The sequence below is a fragment of the Thermocrinis minervae genome, from assembly GCF_900142435.1.
GTDB lineage: Bacteria > Aquificota > Aquificia > Aquificales > Aquificaceae > Thermocrinis_A > Thermocrinis_A minervae.
In genome coordinates this window covers 1,331,355-1,351,300 of the sequence record NZ_LT670846.1, presented here as the reverse complement: position 1 = coordinate 1,351,300, position 19,946 = coordinate 1,331,355, and the positions used below count along the sequence as shown (strand labels likewise).

The following is a 19,946-nucleotide window of genomic DNA, read 5'->3' as shown; positions in this document are numbered from 1 at the left end:
AGTCTTGAGGTAAGAAACTGGATAAAGTTCCTTACAGCGTTGCTTTTAGGTAAAGATCTATCAGAGGACTTTTCAAGCTATTTAACGTGGAAGCTCAGATAATCAAGAAGCCTCCTATCTTCATGATGTCTCCTTATCCTAAGCTGACCGCATGCACCAAAGACCTCTATACCCTTACTTATCCTTATGAAGGCAGAGATTCCCTTGTCCCATAGTACCTTCTGGAAGGTGTACACCCTGTCCATAGTAGGCCTTCTGTAGGGAAGGATGGGATCTGGGTTGTAAGGTATCAGGTTGACCTTGAACTTCTTCTTATGCCTGCCTATAAGGTTTGCAAGCCTTATGGCATCTTCTTTTGTGTCATTGACGCCTTCTATCAGAACGTACTCAAGCATTATCCTCCTGTCTGGTGGATATGGAAACTCCTTTAGGGTGTTAAAGAGCTCTTCAAGGGTGTTGGTCTTGGTGATGGGCATGAGTATTTCTCTCTGGCTTTGGGTAGTGGCGTTTATGGAAACTGCAAGATTTAGCTCTCTCATCAGAGGGTCTTGTGCCATTCTCCTTAGCTGTGCTATGAGTCCGCTTGTGGATATGCTTACCCTTCTCTTAGAAAGATCTACACCCCACGGACTTACGAGTATGCTAACAGCTTTCCTCACATTTTCGTAGTTGGCAAGGGGCTCACCCATACCCATGAAGACTACGTTTCTTATCCTCTCGGGAATGTCCCTCTGGACTTGTAAGAACTGATCTACTATTTCTTCGGTGGTAAGGTTCCTCTTTAGACCATCCAAGGCTGTGGCGCAAAAGGTACAACCAACGGCGCAACCTACTTGGGAAGAAACACACAGGGTAAGGTGGTCCCTTTCTCTTATGAGTACTGTCTCTATTATGTGACCGTCGTGGGTCTTAAAAAGATACTTGGTAGAGTCCGAGGCTGGAACTTTTCCTACCATGGTAAGTGTGTGAACTGTGTAGAGCTCCTTTAGCTTCTGCCTGTGTTCCTTTGATAGGTTGGTCATTCTGTCAAAGTCTGTCTCAAACTTTTTGTAGAGCCAGTTTAGTATCTGTGAAGCCCTGTACTCTTCCCATCCTAAGGCCTTTACCTCATCCTTTAGCTCCTCGAGGGTGAAAGAAAGCAAGCTTTTCATAGGTGATAATATTATTCCCTGAGTGGGTTCTTTGTATGAGGTTAGAGATAAGCCTTCATCACCCTTTTGTATACCGAATGGAAGAGCAAGCTTCTTAGGGTCATCTCCACGCTCATAAAGATCCAGGGTACAAGAGGGCTTTTAAAGACTGGAAGTAATAGGTAAGAGGGCACTATCCTAAAGAGCCAAAAGGATAGGATGTTTATCCACATGGTGAGGGCTGTCTTTCCCATACCTTTTAGTGCACCCGAGTATATGCTGGCGTATGCCATCTGGGGTTGGGAAAGTGCCACCAGCATAAGGTAGTAGGAAGCATACTTTATCACCTCTGGGTCTTTGGTAAAAATCATGGATAGGTACGAAGGAAACATAAGCATAGGTAGAGCCAATAGCCCCATCGTAAAGGCGGTAGTATGGGCTATCACGCTGACGGCTTTATCCAAACCCTGGTAGTTTCCAGCACCCCAGTTCTGACCAGATATGACCGTAGATGCAACCATAAAGCCGAAGCCTATCATGAAGGAGACACTTTCTACCCTCAGGCCTACCTGATGGGCTGCAAGTACCTTATCTCCAAAACTAGCCAGGAAGCCCACGAAGATGTTAAAGGACAAACTTGTTATACCTCTTTCAAAGGCTGTAGGAGTCCCTATCCTTAAAAACTCCTTAAGTTCAGAAAGGTCAAAGCGAAAACTTACCTCGAAGGGTTTTCTATAAAAAAGGTAAAGGATAACGTAAACCAAAAGGCCTACCACTTCGGATATAGCGACTCCAAGGCCGGCTCCATACACTCCAAGGGCTGGCATTCCAAACCTGCCGTATATGAGAAGGTAAGCGGTGAGTATGTTGGTGATGTTCATAAGGAGGGCCACCTTGAAGGGAGTTTTGGTATCTCCGTAGCCATTGTAGGCTGCGTACACGGTGTTTGTGATAAACCCAACGGTTATGAACATGAATATGGGATCCAGGTACTTCTTAGCCAAGGAAACTACTTGATCTGAGGCTCCAAAGCTAAGCATGAGCATGGCTACCAGATCAGTTCCCCAGAAGGTTAGAGGCAGGGCTATGAGAAAGGAGATAAGAAGACCCCATACGAAAGCTGGGGACGGATCCTTTCGGGCTCCCTTTCTTTGAGCCACGAGCACGGACGTACCCGTGTAGGATAGAGCCATGAAGGAGTATATGAACCACAGCATACTGGCGGAATAGCCGACTGCTGCCACGGCCGTTGAGGATATGCCGGAGACCAGTATTATGGAAAAGGCACTTTCAATGGTGTAGAGTAGGTTGGAGAGGATCACCGGGTAGGCAAGCTTTAGTACGGTCTTTAGTACATCAAAGGTCCTTGCCTCGCCGCTTATAATGATGGGATTTTCCATGGGCTTAAAGGTCTACGTTCTCTACTAAACTCTTTATCACCTCTCTTTCAAGGGGAGAGCTCACCTTTGGAAGCATGCTCTCAAGTACGAGCTTTTTTGTGTCTTCGTACTTTACTATCCTTCTTGCACACCTTATGGTGTCCCTTATGGAGAAGACAAGCTCTACCGGTTCTTCTGATTGTTGGGTTTGATATTCTCTATAGGCCTTCCTTATGGCGTTTGCTATCTTTAGGATCTCATAAATGCGCCGTGCATACTTTTCTCTCTCTGGGGTGTATACCTGTGTGGACCTCTCTGTAGGCACACCGTTTATCACGTGATACCAAAGGTAAACAAAGTCTTCCTTTGTTAGAGAGGACACCTCTGGTACAAAGCTCCTTAGTATGAGCGCCTCGTCTGGATAGTAGAAGCCAGATGGATCTTCAAAGGGTGGGTAGTCTACAAAAAGCACATCGGCACGAGACTTTACGTCCTGTGGAAGCTCCGAAACACCCAAGTAATTCTGTGGGTTCATCCCACCCACCAATATTACGTCAGGCCTTGCCTTTATGACCTCTCCTGAAGACAGAACTAAGTACCTTCTGTAATCAAACAGGGAGTTGAATATCTTTACCAGGGAGGCAGGTAGTGTGTTTATCTCGTCAAAGTAAATGACGGCTCCAGGCGTTTGCAAAGCTCTAACTAGGTCCGAGTAAACCCTCCTTGTGCCCCTTTTTGCATCAAACTCGTAGGTAAAGGTGATGTCCTCCTTTTCCATCTTGGAGTTACAAGGGACTATGTAGAGCGGTCTGTTGGTAAGAGCCGAGAAGACCTCTACTAGGAAGTTCTTACCAGTTCCTGCATCACCCTCCAGTATGAGTATGCCCTCTTGGTACTCTAGCTGTTCCTTTATGTGAGAGACGAACTTCTCTAAGTTTTGTACGAACCACGGAGTTTCTTCATAGGCAACAAAGAGGGGTATCCTGTACTCCTGGTAGGAGTAAAGGCCTTTAAGGTGTCTGAGATATCGCCTAAGCCAAAGAGGTGGATGCTTTAGCTCCTCTGTGGGTAGGATGTTAGGGTACCTCTTGGGCTCTAATAGGACTCCATCGTCCCTCTCAAAGGCTATACGTGCGTATTCTCTTCCATCATACAGAAATCTCTCTTCCACTTTTAAATGCCAGTTTAGCTTTCTCCTCTGACCTGAGAACTTAGGAAACTCTTCGTTTCCAAAGAGTACTCTATCTTCTGCCGTCTTTATGCTGTACCTCTTTAACCTTTCCTGTACTATCTTCTCTTGAAGGGTTCTCAAAAGCGACTCCTGGGCCTTTGACTGTAAAGATGTGGGTAGGGTAGATATGAAGGCTCTAAACTCCTTAATATCCTCTATGGTCTCGAGGTCCTGTAGGCTGTAAGCTTGGATGTTAGACAGTGCATGTTTTATTTTGAGGAGCCTCTCTTGAAGTTCCTGCTCAAAGTAGTCTAGTACCTTCTGCTTTAGCTTCTCTAAGGTTTCCCTCTCTGGCGATGTGGAATGTTTTATTCTCTCCTCAAGGGTGTAAAGGTCCTTACCTGTAATCTCCTTATTATTTATAGCCTTCTGGATCTTTTCTATGAAGAGCTCTAACCTTTTTTTATCTACCTGTTCTTGGGCTTCCTTTATGAGCTTCCTTACTTCCCTGAGGGGAAAATCGTACGAGAGGAGCTCTTTGTACTCCTTTATGTTTTCTATCTCCTCCTCCGTCTTTACCTGTGAAAGTGCTTTTAAAAACTTCTTGTAAGTGTCTTGAAGGTTGCTGATTATCTGCTTTTGCCTTTGGGGAGGGTAGTAAAAGTCTACAAGATTTGTGTTTAGCTTTACTAGGTTGTAGTACCTTTTGTCTTGGACATCTTCTACAGTGCAGGTGTATAGGCTTCCGTCGGGGCTTACCTTCACCACCGAATAGCCAAAGCCCTCCATCAGAGATATCTCCGCCATTTCGGGAAGGTAGACTATGGACAGCCTGTTTGACTCTTTGTCTGCACAGAACGCAAAGTTCTCGGAAGGATCAATACTTATGGTGGATATGTTTACTGACAGCTCTGCATCGCTTACTTCTCTGTCTAGGTTTACGTCATAGAGGATTAGCCTGTTTGAGTTTGCAACCAGAATACCTTTGGAAGTTACCTCAAGGGCCTTTCCTGATGGATAATCAAGGGTGGTAAGGAGATTACCGCCTATGCTGTATATGGCAACTCTGTTGGTACCTGATAGAACAAGCTTAGAGTTGTCCAAAATCCTTATACTTCTTAACTCACCTATCTGTGCTTCTCTGTAGCTAAAAGCGCTTTTAAACTCCACCGTTTGAAAGAGGGCATCAGATGTGACGTCTATGGTATAAACTCTGTCTCCCACCACGCCAAAGGCTAGTACGTTTCCTTTGAGATCAAGTCCTCCTGAAGGCCTTATGCCTTCTTGGGATATCTTCATGACCTTCCATGTGGAGGGTCTTTTGGGGTCTTCCATCTTGTAGATGACTAAGTAGGGGGGTGTGAGTAGGGCCAGATAACTGCCACTGAAGACTACATCCGAGATTACCTGGGCCACGGGTCTTGAGGGTAGCCTGTGAAGCTTACCAGACCAGTCGTAAAGTTGGATTATGCCGTGTCGCCTTCCTACGAGTACCCAATAACCGTCCTCGGATACACCTATAGTTTCTATCCAAAACTCGTCTATGCGCGCGTCAGGATCCTTCTCTATATCTTTGTCTATGGCAAGCTCTAAGGTTCCTGCTGGTGTTTGTACTATGTACTCTTGCTGTGATTGCTCTCTTTTCTTTCCAAAGAGCTTCTTTAAAAACTCCATTCTAATAATTATGCCTTCTGGATGTGTATATCTGTATGATTTTGGTTACCACCTGTTTTGTATCCAAAGCATCTAAGTCTATCTCGTGCCATCCTTGAGACCTAAACCACCTTATCTGTCTCTTTGCTTGCTCCTTGGTGTTGTCTATTATTCTCCTTATGGCCTCTTCTAAGGATATGTTGCCTTTGAGGTAGGGTATGAGCTCCTTGTAGCCTATGGCCTGGGAAGAGGTCAAAAAGTTCTCAAAACCTTCCTTCAGTAAAGCTTCTACTTCTTGCAGTAGACCGCTTTCTATCATACGGTAGACTCTTTCTTCTATCCTCTTTGAGAGGCTATTCCAGGACCTTTTTAGGTAAAAGCCTACAAAATCGTACCTAGGTTTTGACCACCTATGGAAGGAAGAGAAGGGCTTTCCTGTCTGTAGGAATACTTCGAGGGCTCTCACTACCCTTCTTAGGTCGTTGGGGTGTATCTTCTTACAGTAGACTGGGTCAACTATGCAGAGCTTCTTGTAGAGGTGATGCTTTCCTTTCTTTTGAGCTATGGAGTAAAGCCTCTCCCTGAGCTTAAAGTCTGGTTCTGGTGTATCGTCTATGCCGTACAGAAGGGCTTGGATGTAGAGGTAAGTACCACCGCAGACTATGGGTACTTTTCCTTCTGACTTTATGTTCTCTATGGCTTGTGTGGCCAGCTTCTCAAAGAGTTTGGCATCAAAGTACTCTCCTGGCATTACCACGTCTATGAGGTAATGCTTTACCTCTTTCATACACTCTAAGGGTTTTGCCGTTCCTATGTCCATCTTTTTGTACACGCTCATGGAGTCCGCGCTTATTATCTGTCCGTCTATCTCTTTGGCAAGAAGACAGGCTACCTCAGACTTACCTACGGCCGTTGGCCCACCTATGACTATCATGAAAGGAACATTCTTATGCTGGCAACTCCGTAGGCTCCGTTCTTGTAGCAGAGCTTTATCCTGTCCCAGGTTACACCACCCAATGCAAAGACTGGTATGGAGAGTCTTTGACTAACTTCCTTAAGGGCACCAGGTCCCAGAGGTTCTACCTCTGGGTGGGACTCGGTTCTGAAGATAGGGCTAAGGGTTACAAAGTCAGCTCCTTCCTGTTGGGCGTATATGGCACTCTCTAGGTTATGCGCCGAGTAACCCACTATTAGGTCTTTTTTTAGCTTCTTCACAACAGAAGGGGGTAAAGAGTTCTCAGGTAAGTGTACACCATCGGCCTCTACTGCTATGGCTATGTCCACACGCTCGTTTATCAAAAGCAGTGCTGAATACTCCCTCGTTATCTGTCTTGCTTTTAGGGCTTTTTGGTAGTATTCCCTTGCGCTTATTTCCTTTTCCCTTAGTTGGATCATGCGCACACCACGTTCCAGGACCTTTTTTAAGGTTCCAAAAAAGTCTTCACCGTAAGCTTTTGGATCTGTTATGGCATAAAGCCTTGGAAGTTCCATCATTTACTTCTAAGAGCTGGGAAAAGTATGACTTCTCTTATGGAATCTACATCAGCCAGTATCATCACTAATCTGTCTATGCCAATACCTTCACCAGCTGTGGGTGGCATTCCGTACTCGAGGGCAGTTACGAAATCTTCGTCCATCTGCATGGCCTCTTCGTCTCCCATTTCCTTTTCCTTCAGCTGTTCTAAAAATCTTTCCCTCTGTTCAAAAGGATCGTTGAGCTCCGTGTAAGCGTTTGCTATCTCCTTACCTGCTATGAAGAGCTCAAACCTTTCCACCAGGTCTGGATCTTCCCGGTGGGTTTTGGCCAACGGTGAGAGAATCTTAGGAAAGTCCACCACAAACACAGGGCCCCAGAGCTCGTCCTCTACCAGCACGTCAAAGACCTTATCTATAAGCTTGGCGTGGGTAAGCTTTTCTGCCTTGGGTATTCCAAGATCTATGGCAAGCTTTCTCAAGCCTTCCACATCCCTTAAGAAAAAGTCTTTGTCCTTTCCTGTCTTTTCCTTCAGAAGGTCAAAGTACCTGTAAACCTTGAAGGGTGGGTTAAAGTCAAGCTCTCTACCTCTGTAGGTGATTGCCCTGCTGCCTACTATATTGTCAAGGATGTAAGTAAAAAGCTCCTCTGTGAACTTCATGAGGTCTTTGTAGTCCCAGTAAGCGCAGTAAAACTCTACCATGGTAAACTCTGGGTTATGGGTAGTATCCACACCCTCGTTCCTGAAGTTCTTTCCAAGCTCGTAGACTCTGTTAAAGCCTCCTACTATGAGCCTCTTGAGGTAAAGCTCTGGAGCTATTCTGAGGTATAGGTTCTGTTCTAAGTAGTTATGATAGGTGATAAAGGGCTTGGCATTGGCTCCAGAGGCTATGGGTTGTAGTATGGGAGTTTCTACCTCTATAAAGCCTCTCTCGTCTAAGAAGCGCCTGAGTAAGGATACAATTTTGCTCCTGAGGATAAATATACTTCTAGCCTCTGGGTTTGATATAAGGTCCAGGTACCTCTGCCTGTACCTTACCTCTACATCCTTAAGACCATGCCATTTTTCTGGTAGAGGATGTAAGCATTTGGCCAATAGCATAAAGTCTTGGACCTCTATAGTTAGCTCTCCCGTCTTGGTTCTAAAAAGCTTCCCCTCTACTCCCAGTATGTCTCCTACGTCTACAGTCTCTTCAAATATGGAGAACTTTTCATCACCCAGCACGTCCTTCTTTATGTACACCTGGATCTTGCCAGAATAATCTTGTATATGTCCAAAGATGGCTTTACCCATACTTCTGAGAGATACAAGCCTACCAGCTAGCTTTACCTCTCTAAACTGAGGATCCTTATCGTAAAACTCTTTTACTTCACCTATACTCTTCCCCTCTTCGTCAACGGGTATAGCATCTTCCAGGGCAAGCTTTCCTTCGTACCTTATAAGCCTTCCTCTTAGGTTGTACTCTTTACCCTGTAGGAGTTCCTCTCTTGTGAGAACTACCAGCTCAAGACCTTGTTCGTCAGAGAGCCTTACAAAGTATCCATCTTCAAGTTTGGACACTCTCTTCACTTCTCCTCTTACTGTTACTTCCTGACCTTTAGGGTCTACCTCGTACTGGCTCTTGATAGCTCCTATGTCTCCTGTAACATCGTACTTGTAGGGGTAAACTTCTGGCTTCTTTTGTACCCTTGAATTTTCTCCCATGAGAAATAAGTATAATAGGCCAGCACTGGGATCGTGAAAAGGATTACAGTAGAACGGGCGCTTGCCAAAGCTTTCCTTCCACACAATTGTAAAGGATAACTTTTTTAACCTTGACATCTAGAACCCTTTAGAATCAATAAGATAAATGAGGTGCCTTGAGCAAAAATTGTAAATGTATATTTTTTAGGCTCAATAAAACTGCTCTTTGATTTCTTGCCTTTCTGGTATTTGTAGTACAAGGGTTTTGTAGGGGTACTTTTGGGAATACTTTTGGAAAAACGCAATTTTTGCACTTTTTGACCTTATGGGTGTCTAAAACTGACGTGTATCTTTTAAAAAGCTTGAAAATCAAGGACTTGTGAAGGGTATGGAGAGTCTTTATTTTTAAATTTTTAGATATCTGGATTTCTCACGTTTATGCATTTCTGAGGCTTGATACTCAATGACTTTAGGAGGGTGAAAGTGTTATTTTTGAGGGTCCCTCTGGCCCACTGGCGGTTTCCGGAAATGCACCTTCACTTGAAGGGGGTACCCCCTTGACAAAATCTTTGAAGTGTGTATAATAGATAGATAGGTAAAGTTGAGGTTTCTAATCTTCCTGGTGGAGTTGAAAGGTACCTGTCTCCGCGTTTATGTATTTCTTGTTAGGGTGTTTCTAATCTTCCTGGTGGAGTTGAAAGCGGAGCATCTGGCTTGGCCTTGATCCAATCGTAGGACTGGTTTCTAATCTTCCTGGTGGAGTTGAAAGCACATCATATCCGCGATGCCCCAGTTGCGGCATTTCGTTTCTAATCTTCCTGGTGGAGTTGAAAGGGAAAAAGTTCAGGAAGAAGGTCTAAGCGTGGTGTGGTTTCTAATCTTCCTGGTGGAGTTGAAAGCCTGATGCTTCTATCTTGAGTTCTTTGAGTGGAAAATGTTTCTAATCTTCCTGGTGGAGTTGAAAGCTGCTTCATCGAAATCATCAAACACAGTCGCAATATGCGTTTCTAATCTTCCTGGTGGAGTTGAAAGGACAAGCTGCGCATCTTTGCAGGAGACTACACAAGCATGTTTCTAATCTTCCTGGTGGAGTTGAAAGAGTTGAAAGAAGGGGGCAGAGCAATGGATAGAGATGGGTCTTGGAAGTATTACCTTCTAGCTTTCATGGTTCTCTACTTACTGGTGAAGCTAAAGAAGCACTCCGTAGATTGGCCTTCCCCTTTTGAGATCCTACTCCTTCCCTTCCTCGTTTTTCTCGTTGTGTTTGCAAGTTTCGCTATTTACATTTTGCTCGGTTTCCTGTTTAACACCGTTATCGACACCATAGCAGAATTCCTAGTAAAAGTGCTAGAAGTCATATTTGGTATCCTTAAGCGCATTATTCGCATCCTGCTAGACATATGGAAGTGGTTTTGGTCATGAAGCTGGATTTCTAATCTTTCTGGTGGTGTTAAGAAGGCTTTTTGAAAACTGCAAACATTACCAGTCCAAAAAAGCTTTCCTTGTAATCTACAAGCTCAAAACCAAACTTTTTCGTTTCCCTTGCGAGCTCTTCCTTTGATAAGCTGTTTTCTATAGAATGCACGAAAAACTCCCACTTGTCAGGTCCAAAAAGCAGTACACCCAAAGGTTTTAGTATGTACTTAAAGAGAATAAAAAGGGGATAGGTCATCTTGCTCTTACTCAAGTCCAGGATTCCTATCTGTCCCCCTGGTTTTAGTACCCTGTTAGCTTCTGAAAGGAAAGCCTCTTTGTTCAAAAGATGGCGATAAACAAGAGACAAGGTTATAGTGTTAAAAGAGCCTTCTTTGAAGGGCAGGTTTTCGGCATCTGCGAGGACAAAGTAGCATTCTTTGCATTTTTTCTTTGCTTTGATTAGCATGCCCTTGGCCAAGTCTATGCCTACCTTTAGACCCCTGTTGTTAGACTTTACAAGGACCTCTCCTGTTCCTGTTCCTATGTCCAATCTGTTGCCTTCTTCGCTCAGCATGGAGATCAGTGTCTTCTGCCATCTGTTTATAAGTCCAAGGGTTACTAGATCTAGAAAAATGTCGTACTTTTCGCTTACCTTGTTAAACACATCGGATATGACTCTTTTACTGACCATCGGTAACCTCCAAGAGTATGTCAGAGTAAGGCTTTTCTTGGTAGAGGTTAATCTTTCCATCATAGTAAAGAGTCATAGCAGCAAGAAGGTAAGGAGCGATACTCTTACCGTTTACAAGGTTAGAAAGATAGACATTCTTCTTTTCTTTTAGGACTTCAAGTAATTCCTTTAGGGCGTCTTCAAAGCTAGATACGTGTAAGGGTACCACTCTTTCCTGCTTCTCTTTTCTCTGACTTCTTTGAACCTTGACTGCCAGAGTATGCGTAGAGTTTCTGATATTTTTGAGTTTTTTTTGCATGTCTTCCTTAGACTCTTCAATAACTTCTGGATACTCCTCCTGAAAGAGTTCCACAAGTTCTTGGAGCGTGTAATGTCTTTTTCTCTCTACTTTTCTGGGGGATGGTGGGAAGAGTACTTCCATCTTCTTCCTTAGAAGGAAAGAAGCGGCCAGTATGGCCCTTGCGGGTATGCTAAGCTCCAAAAGTTCTGCCTGTCTTATGTAATCTAAGTAAGCGTTTGCTAACTCTACTATGTCCACCTTCCAGGGGTCTAGCTTGCCTTCCCTTACAAGTTTGTATGCTAGAGCAAAGGGATGGTCCTCTACAAACATGCGCTAAAAGTATACCACCCTTGCCTTGTAATTTCCCTTAGTTTATTATTAATCTTCATGAAAAAGCTAAGGGTAATACTCCTTTTACTTACATCCTTTGGTTTGGGCTTTGTGCTTGGTACTGCTGGTGCTTCACAAGGTTCTAAGAATCAGGAAGATTCTTACAGGTACATAAAGCTGTTTACTGATGTGCTCCAGATAGTAAAGCAGAACTATGTAGAGGATCCTAACATAAAGGATCTAATATACGGTGCTCTCAACGGTATGATGAGGGCTTTGGATCCTTTTTCCAGTTTCTTTACACCTGATGAGTACAAGGAATTCATGGAGGAGACAGAAGGAGAGTTTGGTGGTGTGGGGATAGAGATAAGCATTGAAAAGGGAAGACCTATAGTCATATCACCCATAGAGGGTACACCTGCTTACAACGCAGGTATAAAGCCAGGGGACATAATCTTGGAAGTTGACGGCAAAGACACCTCCAACATGAGCCTTATGGAGGTTGTGAAGAACATAAGGGGCAAGCCTGGGACGAAGGTAGAGCTTACCATACTAAGGAAGGGCCAAGATAAACCCGTAAAGGTTACCTTAGAGAGGACTCTCATAAAGATCAAGAGCGTCCAATGGACCACCATAGATGGTGTGGGTTACATAAGGCTGTCTAGGTTCAGTGACGGAGTCGGTAAAGAAGTGAGCAAGGCTGTCAGGGAACTTTCAAAGAAGAATGTGAGTGGTATCATACTTGATCTGAGAAACGATCCGGGTGGGCTTCTTTCTGAGGCTGTAAACGTTGCAGAGGTATTCGTACCTAGGGGTAAGCTCATAGTCTACACTAAAGGAAGGAACCAGGAGAATGTGAAGTACTTCTCTACGAAGGATCCCGTGTATCCTAAGGATTTACCTCTAGTGGTTCTCATAAACAGAGGTACGGCAAGCGCTGCTGAAATAGTCACGGGTGCCCTGCAAGATTACAAGCTTGCCACAGTCATGGGTGAGAAGAGCTTTGGGAAGGCATCTGTGCAGAACATAATACCTTTAGAGGATGGCTCTGCGATAAAGCTTACTGTTGCTTACTACTACACACCGTCAGGTAGGCTCATACACAAGAAGGGTATAGAACCAAACATAGTGGTGCCCATGAGCCAGGAGGAAGAGGAAAAGCTTCAGGAAGCCATAAGAGAAAAGAGGATGAAAGGCGCTACTGAGGGTATTATCCTCCTACCAGAAAAGGACGTGCAGCTCAAAAAGGCTATAGAGTACATAAAGCAGAAGGCCGTTCAAAAGAAGGTAGCCAACTTTTGAACTATGATCACCCTGGCTGTGGAAACCTCCTGCGACGAGACGTCTTTAGCTTTATACTCGGACTCGGGTGAGGTGTGTAAGGAGATTACCCTTTCCCAGGCTCTTGTTCATCATTCCTTTGGGGGAGTGGTTCCTGAACTTTCCGCCAGAGAACACACTAGAAACATACTACCTCTCCTGGACGAACTCTTAAGAACTTCACCTGTAGACCTGAAGAAAGTGGACTTTGTTTCCTTTACCCTGACGCCTGGGCTAATACTTTCCTTGGTGGTGGGTGTTGCTTTTGCTAAGGCTATCTCTTACGCTCTGGGTAAGCCCTTAGTGCCAGTACATCACCTAGAAGGACACATATACTCCGTGTTCCTGGAAAAACCTGTGGACTACCCCTTCCTAGCTCTTATAGTGTCAGGAGGACACACAGACCTTTACCTGGTTGAAGGTTTTAGCAGGTATACCTTCCTGGGTGGTACTCTAGATGACGCTGTGGGCGAGAGCTATGATAAAGTGGCCACGATGATGGGACTTGGATATCCTGGTGGTCCTGTTATAGACAGGCTTGCCAAGGAAGGGCAGCCCGTTTACAACTTCCCAAGACCTATGCTTAAGGAGAATACTCTGAACATGTCCTTTAGTGGTCTCAAGACAGCCGTAAGGCAGGTTATAGAAAAGGGCTCTTACAGAAAGGAGGATGTGGCCAGATCCTTCCAGGACGCCATCATGGACGTGCTAGAAGAGAAAACCCTTTTGGCCTCAAGGTTCACAGGTATAAGGAGGGTTGTTATAGTAGGTGGAGTTTCTGCAAACAGCGAGCTAAGAAGGAGGTTTGGACTGCTACAGGATAAGGGTCTTCTTGAGGTTTACATACCACGCCCAAGGCTGTCCACCGATAACGCTCTTATGATAGCCTATGCGGGTATGGAAAGGTTTAAGAAGGGTGTAGTGGCCCCGGAGGACATAAATCCAGAGCCCAACATACCCTTAGAGGTCTTTGGTAAAGTCTGGGGAAAATAGAGCCTTTTTAAATATATAGATATCGCCCTTGTACTTTAGTAGATTTAGCACCTGGTGCTTTGGGAAGAAACGAGCATCCAAGACCTCCCATGAAGGCTTTGGTTCACCTTCTACGTACTTCATAAGGTAGTAGTAGACCTTTTTCTTTATCCTCTGGCCTTCCCTCGTGTAGTAGTACTCTACACTACCCAAGGGTGTTACTATCTTGCCAAGGACTCCTGTCTCTTCCTTGACCTCCCTTACAGCTGCCTCCTCTGGACTTTCTCCTTCTTCTATGAGGCCTTTGGGAAAGGTCCAAACTTCGGAAGGATTCTTTACGAGCAGCACCTCATCGTCCTTAAACAAAACACCACCTGCTGAAACCTCGAGTTGCATCTTTACTCCTTTATGTTAAGTATAATCTTTACAAGCTCCTCTGCTGCGTGTAGTTTGTTTGTACTCTTTATGGATACGTAGCTTCCATCCTTGAAAAGCACGTATCCTACGAAATCTTCACTTCCCATAACCTTGAGGGGATTGGCGACAAGCACGTCCAGGTTTTTCTTCTTTAGCTTCTCCCACCCGTATTCCAGCAGTTTTTCTTCTTCCTCTAAGGCAAACCCTACGAGGAGTCTGTCTCCTTTTATCCTTCCTAGCTCTTCAAGGATGTCTACCGTTTTGACAAGCTCTAGGGTTAACTTCTCTCCTTTCTTTATCTTTCCTTGGAAAGACTCCAGCACTTTAAAGTCTGACACGGCTGCGTTCATGATAACCACATGGGACCATGGGAAAAGCTCAAGGACCTTTTTGTACATCTCATCGGAGGAAGAAACCCTATGTATCTCTACCTCTGGTGGTTCTTGGGCTGTAGTAAAGCCAGCTACCACTTTGACGCTGGCCCCATACCACCTTAGGACCCTGGCCAGTGAAAATCCCATCTTACCAGAGGATTCGTTGGAGATAAACCTCACTCTATCTATGTGTTCTCTTGTGGCACCACACGTTATCAGGATCCTCTTACCCTGCAAAGGTTTAGGTCTTATGGAGTACTCTATCCAGTCTATTAGTCTTTGGTTGCTGGCAAGCTTTCCCTGCCCTTCCTCTTGGCATGCTAACAAGCCCTCTTCTGGCTCTATGATTATGTGTCCTAGCTCTTTGAGTCTTTTTAGGTGTTCTTGTACTATAGGGTTTTTGTACATGACTACGTTGGCGGCAGGTGCTATTAGCAAAGGCCTTTCGTAAGCTAAAACTGTGGTGGTAAGCAGGTTATCCCCTATACCTGTAGCTATCTTAGATAGAGTGTTGACACTGCATGGTGCTATTAGGAACACATCTGCCCATCTGGCTAGGTTTATGTGCGCCAGAGAATCCTCGGACCAATCTATGTAAACTTTGTTGTTGGTGAGCGTCTTAAAGGTAAGCCTGCTTACAAAATTCTCGGAGAAGGGTGTCATGATAACTTTAACGTCGTGTCCGAGTTTTTTGAGTTCTCTTACAAGGTCGCAGATCTTGTATATGGCTATGCTTGAGGACACTCCTATAAGTACCCTTGCCATTGGATTATTTTAAACGTAGGGCCTCAGGGTTATATCTCCCGAGATTACCTTTACATCTCCCTTTGAGGTTTGAAGGATAAGGCTTCCATCTTCCGAAAGACCCTTGAGTATACCCACGGTGGGTGGTTCTGTCATAAGGATCACCTCTTGACCTAAGAACATGAGCCTTTCTTCTATCCTATCCTTGAAAGGAGAAAAGCCGGAGCTTTTGAACTCTTCAAGGCTTTTGTCTATGTGATCGAGCAGGCTGCTTAGTGTTTTCCTTAAGTCCCTCTTTACACCATCTACCATGTAAAGGGATATGGCTTCGGGTGGAAGCGTTTCCTGATTTACGTTAAAGCCAACACCGCAGATAAGTTTTTCCTTCTGTTTTTCTACAAGCACGCCGCATACCTTCTTACCTTTTAGGTACACATCGTTCACCCACTTTATGGAGGGATAGAAACCTAACTCTATAAGGTAGTTGCATACGGCCAAGCCTATCACTAAGGGGAGGGGAGGGACTTCCTTAAACTCTTCCGAGTTTAGAAGGAAGGAAAAGTATAGGCCACCCTCTTGGGAGTGCCATTCTCTACCCTGCCTTCCCCTACCTTTTCTTTGACGTTTGGCCACCACTACTGTACCAAAGGGAAACTCAAAACTCTTGAGTACATCTTGGGTGGAGTCTACCTCTTCCAACCATACGAGGTAGTCAAAACCCATGGTTTAGGGCTTTATGACATCTGTCTTAAGGTAGTCCCTTAGAACCTCTGGAACTACTACGGAGCCATCTTCTTGCTGATAGTTTTCCAGTATGGCGGCTAGAGTTCTACCCACAGCTAGTCCAGAGCCGTTTAGCGTGTGTACGTACCTTAGCTTTTTGTTTTTGTCCATGTACCTGGTGTTCATCCTACGGGCTTGGAAGTCTTCGCAGTTGGAGCAAGAGGATATCTCCCTGTATTTGCCTTGGGATGGGAACCAGACTTCTATGTCGTAGGTCTTTGCAGAGGAAAAGCCTAGGTCCCCTGTACAGAGAAGTACAACTCTGTAGGGTAAGCCTAGGAGCTTTAGTACTTCTTCCGCATCGGACACAAGCTTTTCTAGCTCTTCGTAAGAGTCTTCTGGCTTTACTATCTTGACTAGTTCTACTTTGTCAAACTGGTGTTGGCGTATGATGCCCCTTATGTCCTTGCCGTAAGCTCCAGCCTCTCTCCGGTAGCAAGGTGTGTACGCAGTAAGGTATATGGGAAGGTCTTCTTCTTTTAGGATCTCACCAGCGTAAAGGTTAGTAAGGGGTACTTCTGCAGTTGGTATAAGGTAAAGGTTGTCTCTTTCACACTTGTACAGGTCTTCTTCAAACTTGGGAAGCTGGCCTGTTCCTATTAGTATCTCCGGTTTTACTAAATGTGGTGGAATGACCTCTTTGTAGCCTTTAGAAGTATGAAGGTCAAGCATGAAGTTTATCAAAGCTCTCTCTAGTTTTGCCCCAAGGCCTGTAAAGACTGTAAACCTACTACCTGAGAGTTTGGCTCCCCTTTCAAAGTCCAATAGCCCAAGGTTGACACCTATTTCCCAGTGAGGCTTTGGTTCAAAGTCAAACTCTCTGGGTTCTCCCCACCTTCTTACCTCCACGTTTTGGCTTTCGTCCTCTCCAAAGGGCACGCTTTCATGGGGAAGGTTGGGAATTCTCAGAAGGATGTCTTTTAAATGTTCTTCAACCTGGCTAAGCTCTGCTTCAAGGCTGTCTAGAGTCTCCTTTATGGCTTTTACCTCTGCTTCTAGCTGGGTAGTGTCCTTGCCTTCCTTCTTTAGTTGCCCTATCTGTTTGCTTTTAGTATTCCTCTCTGCTCTTAGGTTTTCTATCTTTTGTATCAGGGACCTGCGTTCTTTGTCTTTCTCTAAGACTTCGTCTACTAGCTTTGTATACTCCTTGTCCCTGAGCGAAAGCCTTTCTTTGACAAATTCTGGCCTTTTTCTTATTAGCTCTATGTCTATCATTTGACCACGACTCTTACTATGCTATCTCCTTGCTCCATCTGCCACCTTTTCTTGGCTGGATCATCTACCTTGCTCAAAAGCATGTCTTTTTGGAATATTCTATCGTAGAAGACCTTTCCAGATTGGGTTATCACCATAAGCTCTACAGCGTCCCTTACGGGTATGATATCTACGAGGGAGTCAAGCCTTGAGATAACAGATACTCCTTTCGTTCCCCTTGTCCGTAAGGGTATTTCCCTTTGGCTTATCTTCTTAACTCCTCCCTTTGCAGTTACTATAAGCAGGTACTCTTCATCTTTTAATGCTCTTATGCCCTTGACAGCATCTTTGTCTTCCAGCTTTATGCCTATGACACCTCTAGAACCCACTCCGGCTGGTGGTATGTCCGATATGTTTATCCTGAGGACTTTGCCCCTATGTGTGTATATGAGCAGGTGTCCTTCTTCTGGTGATTGGAGTATCTTCACTACTCTGTCTTTCTCGTCAGAGAGCTTTATTATAGAAACTCCCTGAGCTTTAAACTCAAAGTCTGCCAAGGGTATCTTCTTTATGTAACCATTGGCAGTAGCTATTATGAGCCTGTCTTGAGCCGAAGACCTTAAGAATCCACCCACTATGACCTCATCAGGATCCTTTAAGCTTACTCTACTGCCTTGTAATGCTTGAGTTCCAGCCACCCAGTATACCCTACCCATGTTGGAAACTAAGAAAAGAACATCATCTACGGGAACAGAGAGGATGTTTACCACTTCTTTTTCTTCTTGTATGTTCTCTAAAGGTAGAATCTGACCGTCTGCGTAGATGACCACCACAAGGCTTTCACTCTTATGCTTACCCTCCAAACCTTCCACAAATGTTTTTCTAGGTGAAGGAAACTCCTTTATGAGGGCTTCCATCTCCTCTATGAAGACTTTTATCCTTTCTTCTTCAGATGTTACCAGTTTTTGGTAATACTCTTCTTTGCTCTTTAGCTCTTCTCTTTCTTTTTCTAGCTTATCCCTTTCTAAAGAGGTAAGCCTTTGCAGCCTCATGTCTAGTACTGCGTTTGCCTGCGTAGCCGTTAGGTTGTACTTCTTTGTGAGTTTTTCTCTTGCTTCCTGTGTGTCTTTGGAAGACCTTATGTCCTGTATTACGTTGTCTATGTTCTGGAGGGCTACAAGCAAGCCTTCCACCACGTGAAGCCTTTCTCTCGTATGTTTGAGGTGATACTTGGACCTGCGAAGGATGACATCAAGTCTGTGGCGCAAAAACTCCTGAAGGAGTTCCTTTATGCCTACTTGCTTCGGTTCTCCGTCAACAAGCACTACAAAGTTCAGCGGAAAGTTCTTCCTTAGGGCTGTGTTCTTTAGAAGTTTTTCTATAACCTTTTGAGAATCTGCATCCTTTTTTAACTCTATCACTATGCTGATACCTTCCTTATCGGACTCATCCCTTATGTCCGATATTTCCTTTATCTTGCCTTCTCTAACCAACTCGGCTATTCTTTTTATGAGTTCTGCCTTGTTCACTTGGTATGGTATTTCAGTTATCACTATCCTTTCCCTTCCTCCATGAACCTTCTCCACGTGCATCTTTGCCCTTACACGGACGTATCCCTTACCCTTCTCGTAATACTCTAAAAGCTCATCTCTGTTTTCCACTATACCACCTGTGGGAAAGTCGGGAGCCTTTATGTACTCCATTATCTTTTGAGTAGTTATCTGTGGGTCTTTTGCCAGTTCTATGAGTGCTTGGGCTACCTCTCTTAAATTGTGGGGTGGTATGGATGTAGCCAACCCTACAGCTATACCTATGGTTCCATTGCAGAGAAGGTTCGGAAACTTAGAAGGTAATACCTCTGGCTCGGTGGTGGTTCCGTCAAAGTTAAGAACAAAGTCTACTGTATCCTCTTCTAATTCCTCTAACATGTAGAGGGCAGCCTGTGAAAGCTTTGCTTCTGTGTACCTCATGGCTGCCGGTGGATCACCATCTATGGAACCAAAGTTTCCTTGTCCTATTATCAACGGATAGCGCATGTTAAAGTCTTGTGCCATTCTCACAAGGGCTTCATAAACTGCTTGGTCTCCGTGAGGGTGGTAGTAACCAAGAACAGTACCTACTATCCTAGCACTCTTGACAAAGTTTTTATTGGGTAAGAGTCCCATTTGCCACATGGAGTAGAGTATTCTTCTCTGAACGGGCTTAAGACCATCCCTCACATCTGGGATGGCCCTGCCCACTATTACGGACATAGCGTAATCTATGTATGCCTGTTTTACTTCTTCTTCTATTGGAACTTCTATGATTTCCATAGTGTAAAAGTATACAACACTAGCTTAGGGGATTTTTTAGAGTGGTTCTTTAAACTTTACCCTTCTCAAGTCTTTGGAAATCACCAGGATCAGTGGGGTCTTTGGAGCAGAAAACGAAAAAGTTCACCTTTATACCAAGTAAAAACTGCTCTTTGATTTCTTGCCTTTCTGGTGTTTGTAGTACAGGGGTTTTGTAGGGGTACTTTTGGGAATACTTTTGGAAAAACGCAATTTTTACACTTTTTGACTTTATGGGTGTCTAAAACTGACGTGTATCTTTTAAAAAGCTTGAAAATCAAGGACTTGTGAAGGGTATGGAGAGTCTTTATTTTTAAATTTTTAGATATCTGGATTTCTCATGTTTATGCATTTCTGAGACTTGATACTCAATGACTTTAGAAGGGTGAAAGTGCTGTTTTTGAGGGTCCTTCTGGCCCACTGGCGGTTTCCGGAAATGCACCTTCATTTGAGGGGGGTACCCCCTTGACAGAATCTTTGAAGTGTGTATAATAGATAGATAGGTAAGGTTGAGGTTTCTAATCTTCCTGGTGGAGTTGAAAGTGAAGTTTTTCATAATTCTAAATGTAACTTAAAAATTGTTTCTAATCTTCCTGGTGGAGTT

At 44.3% G+C, this 19,946-nt stretch carries 16 protein-coding genes and 2 CRISPR repeat arrays (1 of these 18 only partly in view); of the genes, 3 read left to right on the top strand and 13 right to left on the bottom strand.

From position 1 onward, the window contains the following. Positions 1–77: 77 nt before the first annotated feature. The 6 genes from rlmN to lysS are packed head-to-tail and all read right to left on the bottom strand — an operon-like array spanning position 78 to position 8,512. Positions 78–1,151 (bottom strand): dual-specificity RNA methyltransferase RlmN, encoded by a 1,074-nt coding sequence (rlmN, locus tag B5444_RS07535; RefSeq protein WP_079654596.1) that lies wholly within the window; start codon positions 1,149–1,151, stop codon positions 78–80. A gap of 41 nt (positions 1,152–1,192) precedes the next feature. Next, entirely contained in the window at positions 1,193–2,530 is a 1,338-nt protein-coding gene (locus B5444_RS07530; protein ID WP_079654595.1) for an MATE family efflux transporter, read from the bottom strand. 4 nt (positions 2,531–2,534) lie between these two features. Continuing rightward, positions 2,535–5,354 (bottom strand): ATP-binding protein, encoded by a 2,820-nt coding sequence (locus B5444_RS07525; protein ID WP_079654594.1) that lies wholly within the window; start codon positions 5,352–5,354, stop codon positions 2,535–2,537. Between the two features lies 1 nt (position 5,355). Further along, positions 5,356–6,267: a tRNA (adenosine(37)-N6)-dimethylallyltransferase MiaA gene (gene miaA / locus B5444_RS07520; protein WP_079654593.1), complete on the bottom strand. Its 912-nt coding sequence runs from the start codon at positions 6,265–6,267 to the stop codon at positions 5,356–5,358. Further along, on the bottom strand, positions 6,264–6,827 hold the full coding sequence (gene thiE / locus B5444_RS07515) for a thiamine phosphate synthase (RefSeq protein ID WP_079654592.1): 564 nt from the start codon (positions 6,825–6,827) through the stop codon (positions 6,264–6,266). The genes miaA and thiE overlap by 4 nt, the downstream gene beginning before the upstream one ends. Next, the gene (lysS, locus tag B5444_RS07510; protein ID WP_079654680.1) at positions 6,824–8,512 is read right to left on the bottom strand and encodes a lysine--tRNA ligase; all 1,689 of its coding nucleotides are present in this window, start codon (positions 8,510–8,512) and stop codon (positions 6,824–6,826) included. Before lysS ends, thiE begins: the two co-directional genes overlap by 4 nt. Before the next feature lie 585 nt (positions 8,513–9,097). After that, a CRISPR array of direct repeats spans positions 9,098–9,590; the repeat unit is 29 nt; unit sequence GTTTCTAATCTTCCTGGTGGAGTTGAAAG. A gap of 23 nt (positions 9,591–9,613) precedes the next feature. On the opposite strand from lysS, the gene B5444_RS07680 reads away from it, so the two are divergent. After that, complete coding sequence (locus B5444_RS07680; protein ID WP_154021756.1) at positions 9,614–9,913, top strand: hypothetical protein; 300 nt, start codon at positions 9,614–9,616, stop codon at positions 9,911–9,913. Between the two features lie 28 nt (positions 9,914–9,941). Here the strand turns inward: B5444_RS07680 and B5444_RS07505 are convergent, their stop codons facing one another. Both B5444_RS07505 and B5444_RS07500 read right to left on the bottom strand, forming a co-directional pair. After that, a complete protein-coding gene (locus B5444_RS07505; RefSeq protein WP_079654591.1) occupies positions 9,942–10,598 on the bottom strand; it encodes a class I SAM-dependent methyltransferase in 657 nt (218 codons plus the stop codon). Further along, complete coding sequence (locus B5444_RS07500; protein WP_079654590.1) at positions 10,588–11,208, bottom strand: segregation/condensation protein A; 621 nt, start codon at positions 11,206–11,208, stop codon at positions 10,588–10,590. Before B5444_RS07500 ends, B5444_RS07505 begins: the two co-directional genes overlap by 11 nt. 57 nt (positions 11,209–11,265) lie before the next feature. On the opposite strand from B5444_RS07500, the gene B5444_RS07495 reads away from it, so the two are divergent. Further along, positions 11,266–12,510 carry a S41 family peptidase gene (locus B5444_RS07495; protein WP_079654589.1) on the top strand — a complete coding sequence of 415 codons (1,245 nt, stop codon included), beginning with the start codon at positions 11,266–11,268 and terminating at the stop codon, positions 12,508–12,510. Positions 12,511–12,513: 3 nt separating this feature from the next. Then, complete coding sequence (gene tsaD, locus B5444_RS07490; RefSeq protein ID WP_079654588.1) at positions 12,514–13,521, top strand: tRNA (adenosine(37)-N6)-threonylcarbamoyltransferase complex transferase subunit TsaD; 1,008 nt, start codon at positions 12,514–12,516, stop codon at positions 13,519–13,521. Here the strand turns inward: tsaD and B5444_RS07485 are convergent. From B5444_RS07485 to B5444_RS07465, 5 genes are read right to left on the bottom strand one after another with little or no spacing between them, the layout of a single operon-like run. Beyond that, positions 13,489–13,896 (bottom strand): NUDIX hydrolase, encoded by a 408-nt coding sequence (locus B5444_RS07485; protein ID WP_079654587.1) that lies wholly within the window; start codon positions 13,894–13,896, stop codon positions 13,489–13,491. The genes tsaD and B5444_RS07485 overlap by 33 nt on opposite strands. 2 nt (positions 13,897–13,898) lie before the next feature. Then, positions 13,899–15,056: a bifunctional phosphopantothenoylcysteine decarboxylase/phosphopantothenate--cysteine ligase CoaBC gene (gene coaBC / locus B5444_RS07480; protein ID WP_079654586.1), complete on the bottom strand. Its 1,158-nt coding sequence runs from the start codon at positions 15,054–15,056 to the stop codon at positions 13,899–13,901. A 9-nt stretch (positions 15,057–15,065) separates the two neighbouring features. Then, positions 15,066–15,758 (bottom strand): biotin--[acetyl-CoA-carboxylase] ligase, encoded by a 693-nt coding sequence (locus B5444_RS07475; RefSeq protein WP_079654585.1) that lies wholly within the window; start codon positions 15,756–15,758, stop codon positions 15,066–15,068. Positions 15,759–15,761: 3 nt separating this feature from the next. Continuing rightward, positions 15,762–17,033 carry a serine--tRNA ligase gene (serS, locus tag B5444_RS07470; RefSeq protein WP_079654584.1) on the bottom strand — a complete coding sequence of 424 codons (1,272 nt, stop codon included), beginning with the start codon at positions 17,031–17,033 and terminating at the stop codon, positions 15,762–15,764. Continuing rightward, positions 17,030–19,324 carry a DNA gyrase/topoisomerase IV subunit A gene (locus tag B5444_RS07465; protein ID WP_079654583.1) on the bottom strand — a complete coding sequence of 765 codons (2,295 nt, stop codon included), beginning with the start codon at positions 19,322–19,324 and terminating at the stop codon, positions 17,030–17,032. Before B5444_RS07465 ends, serS begins: the two co-directional genes overlap by 4 nt. 532 nt (positions 19,325–19,856) lie before the next feature. Further along, positions 19,857–19,946: a CRISPR direct-repeat array (repeat unit 29 nt; unit sequence GTTTCTAATCTTCCTGGTGGAGTTGAAAG) (it continues 336 nt past the right edge of the window).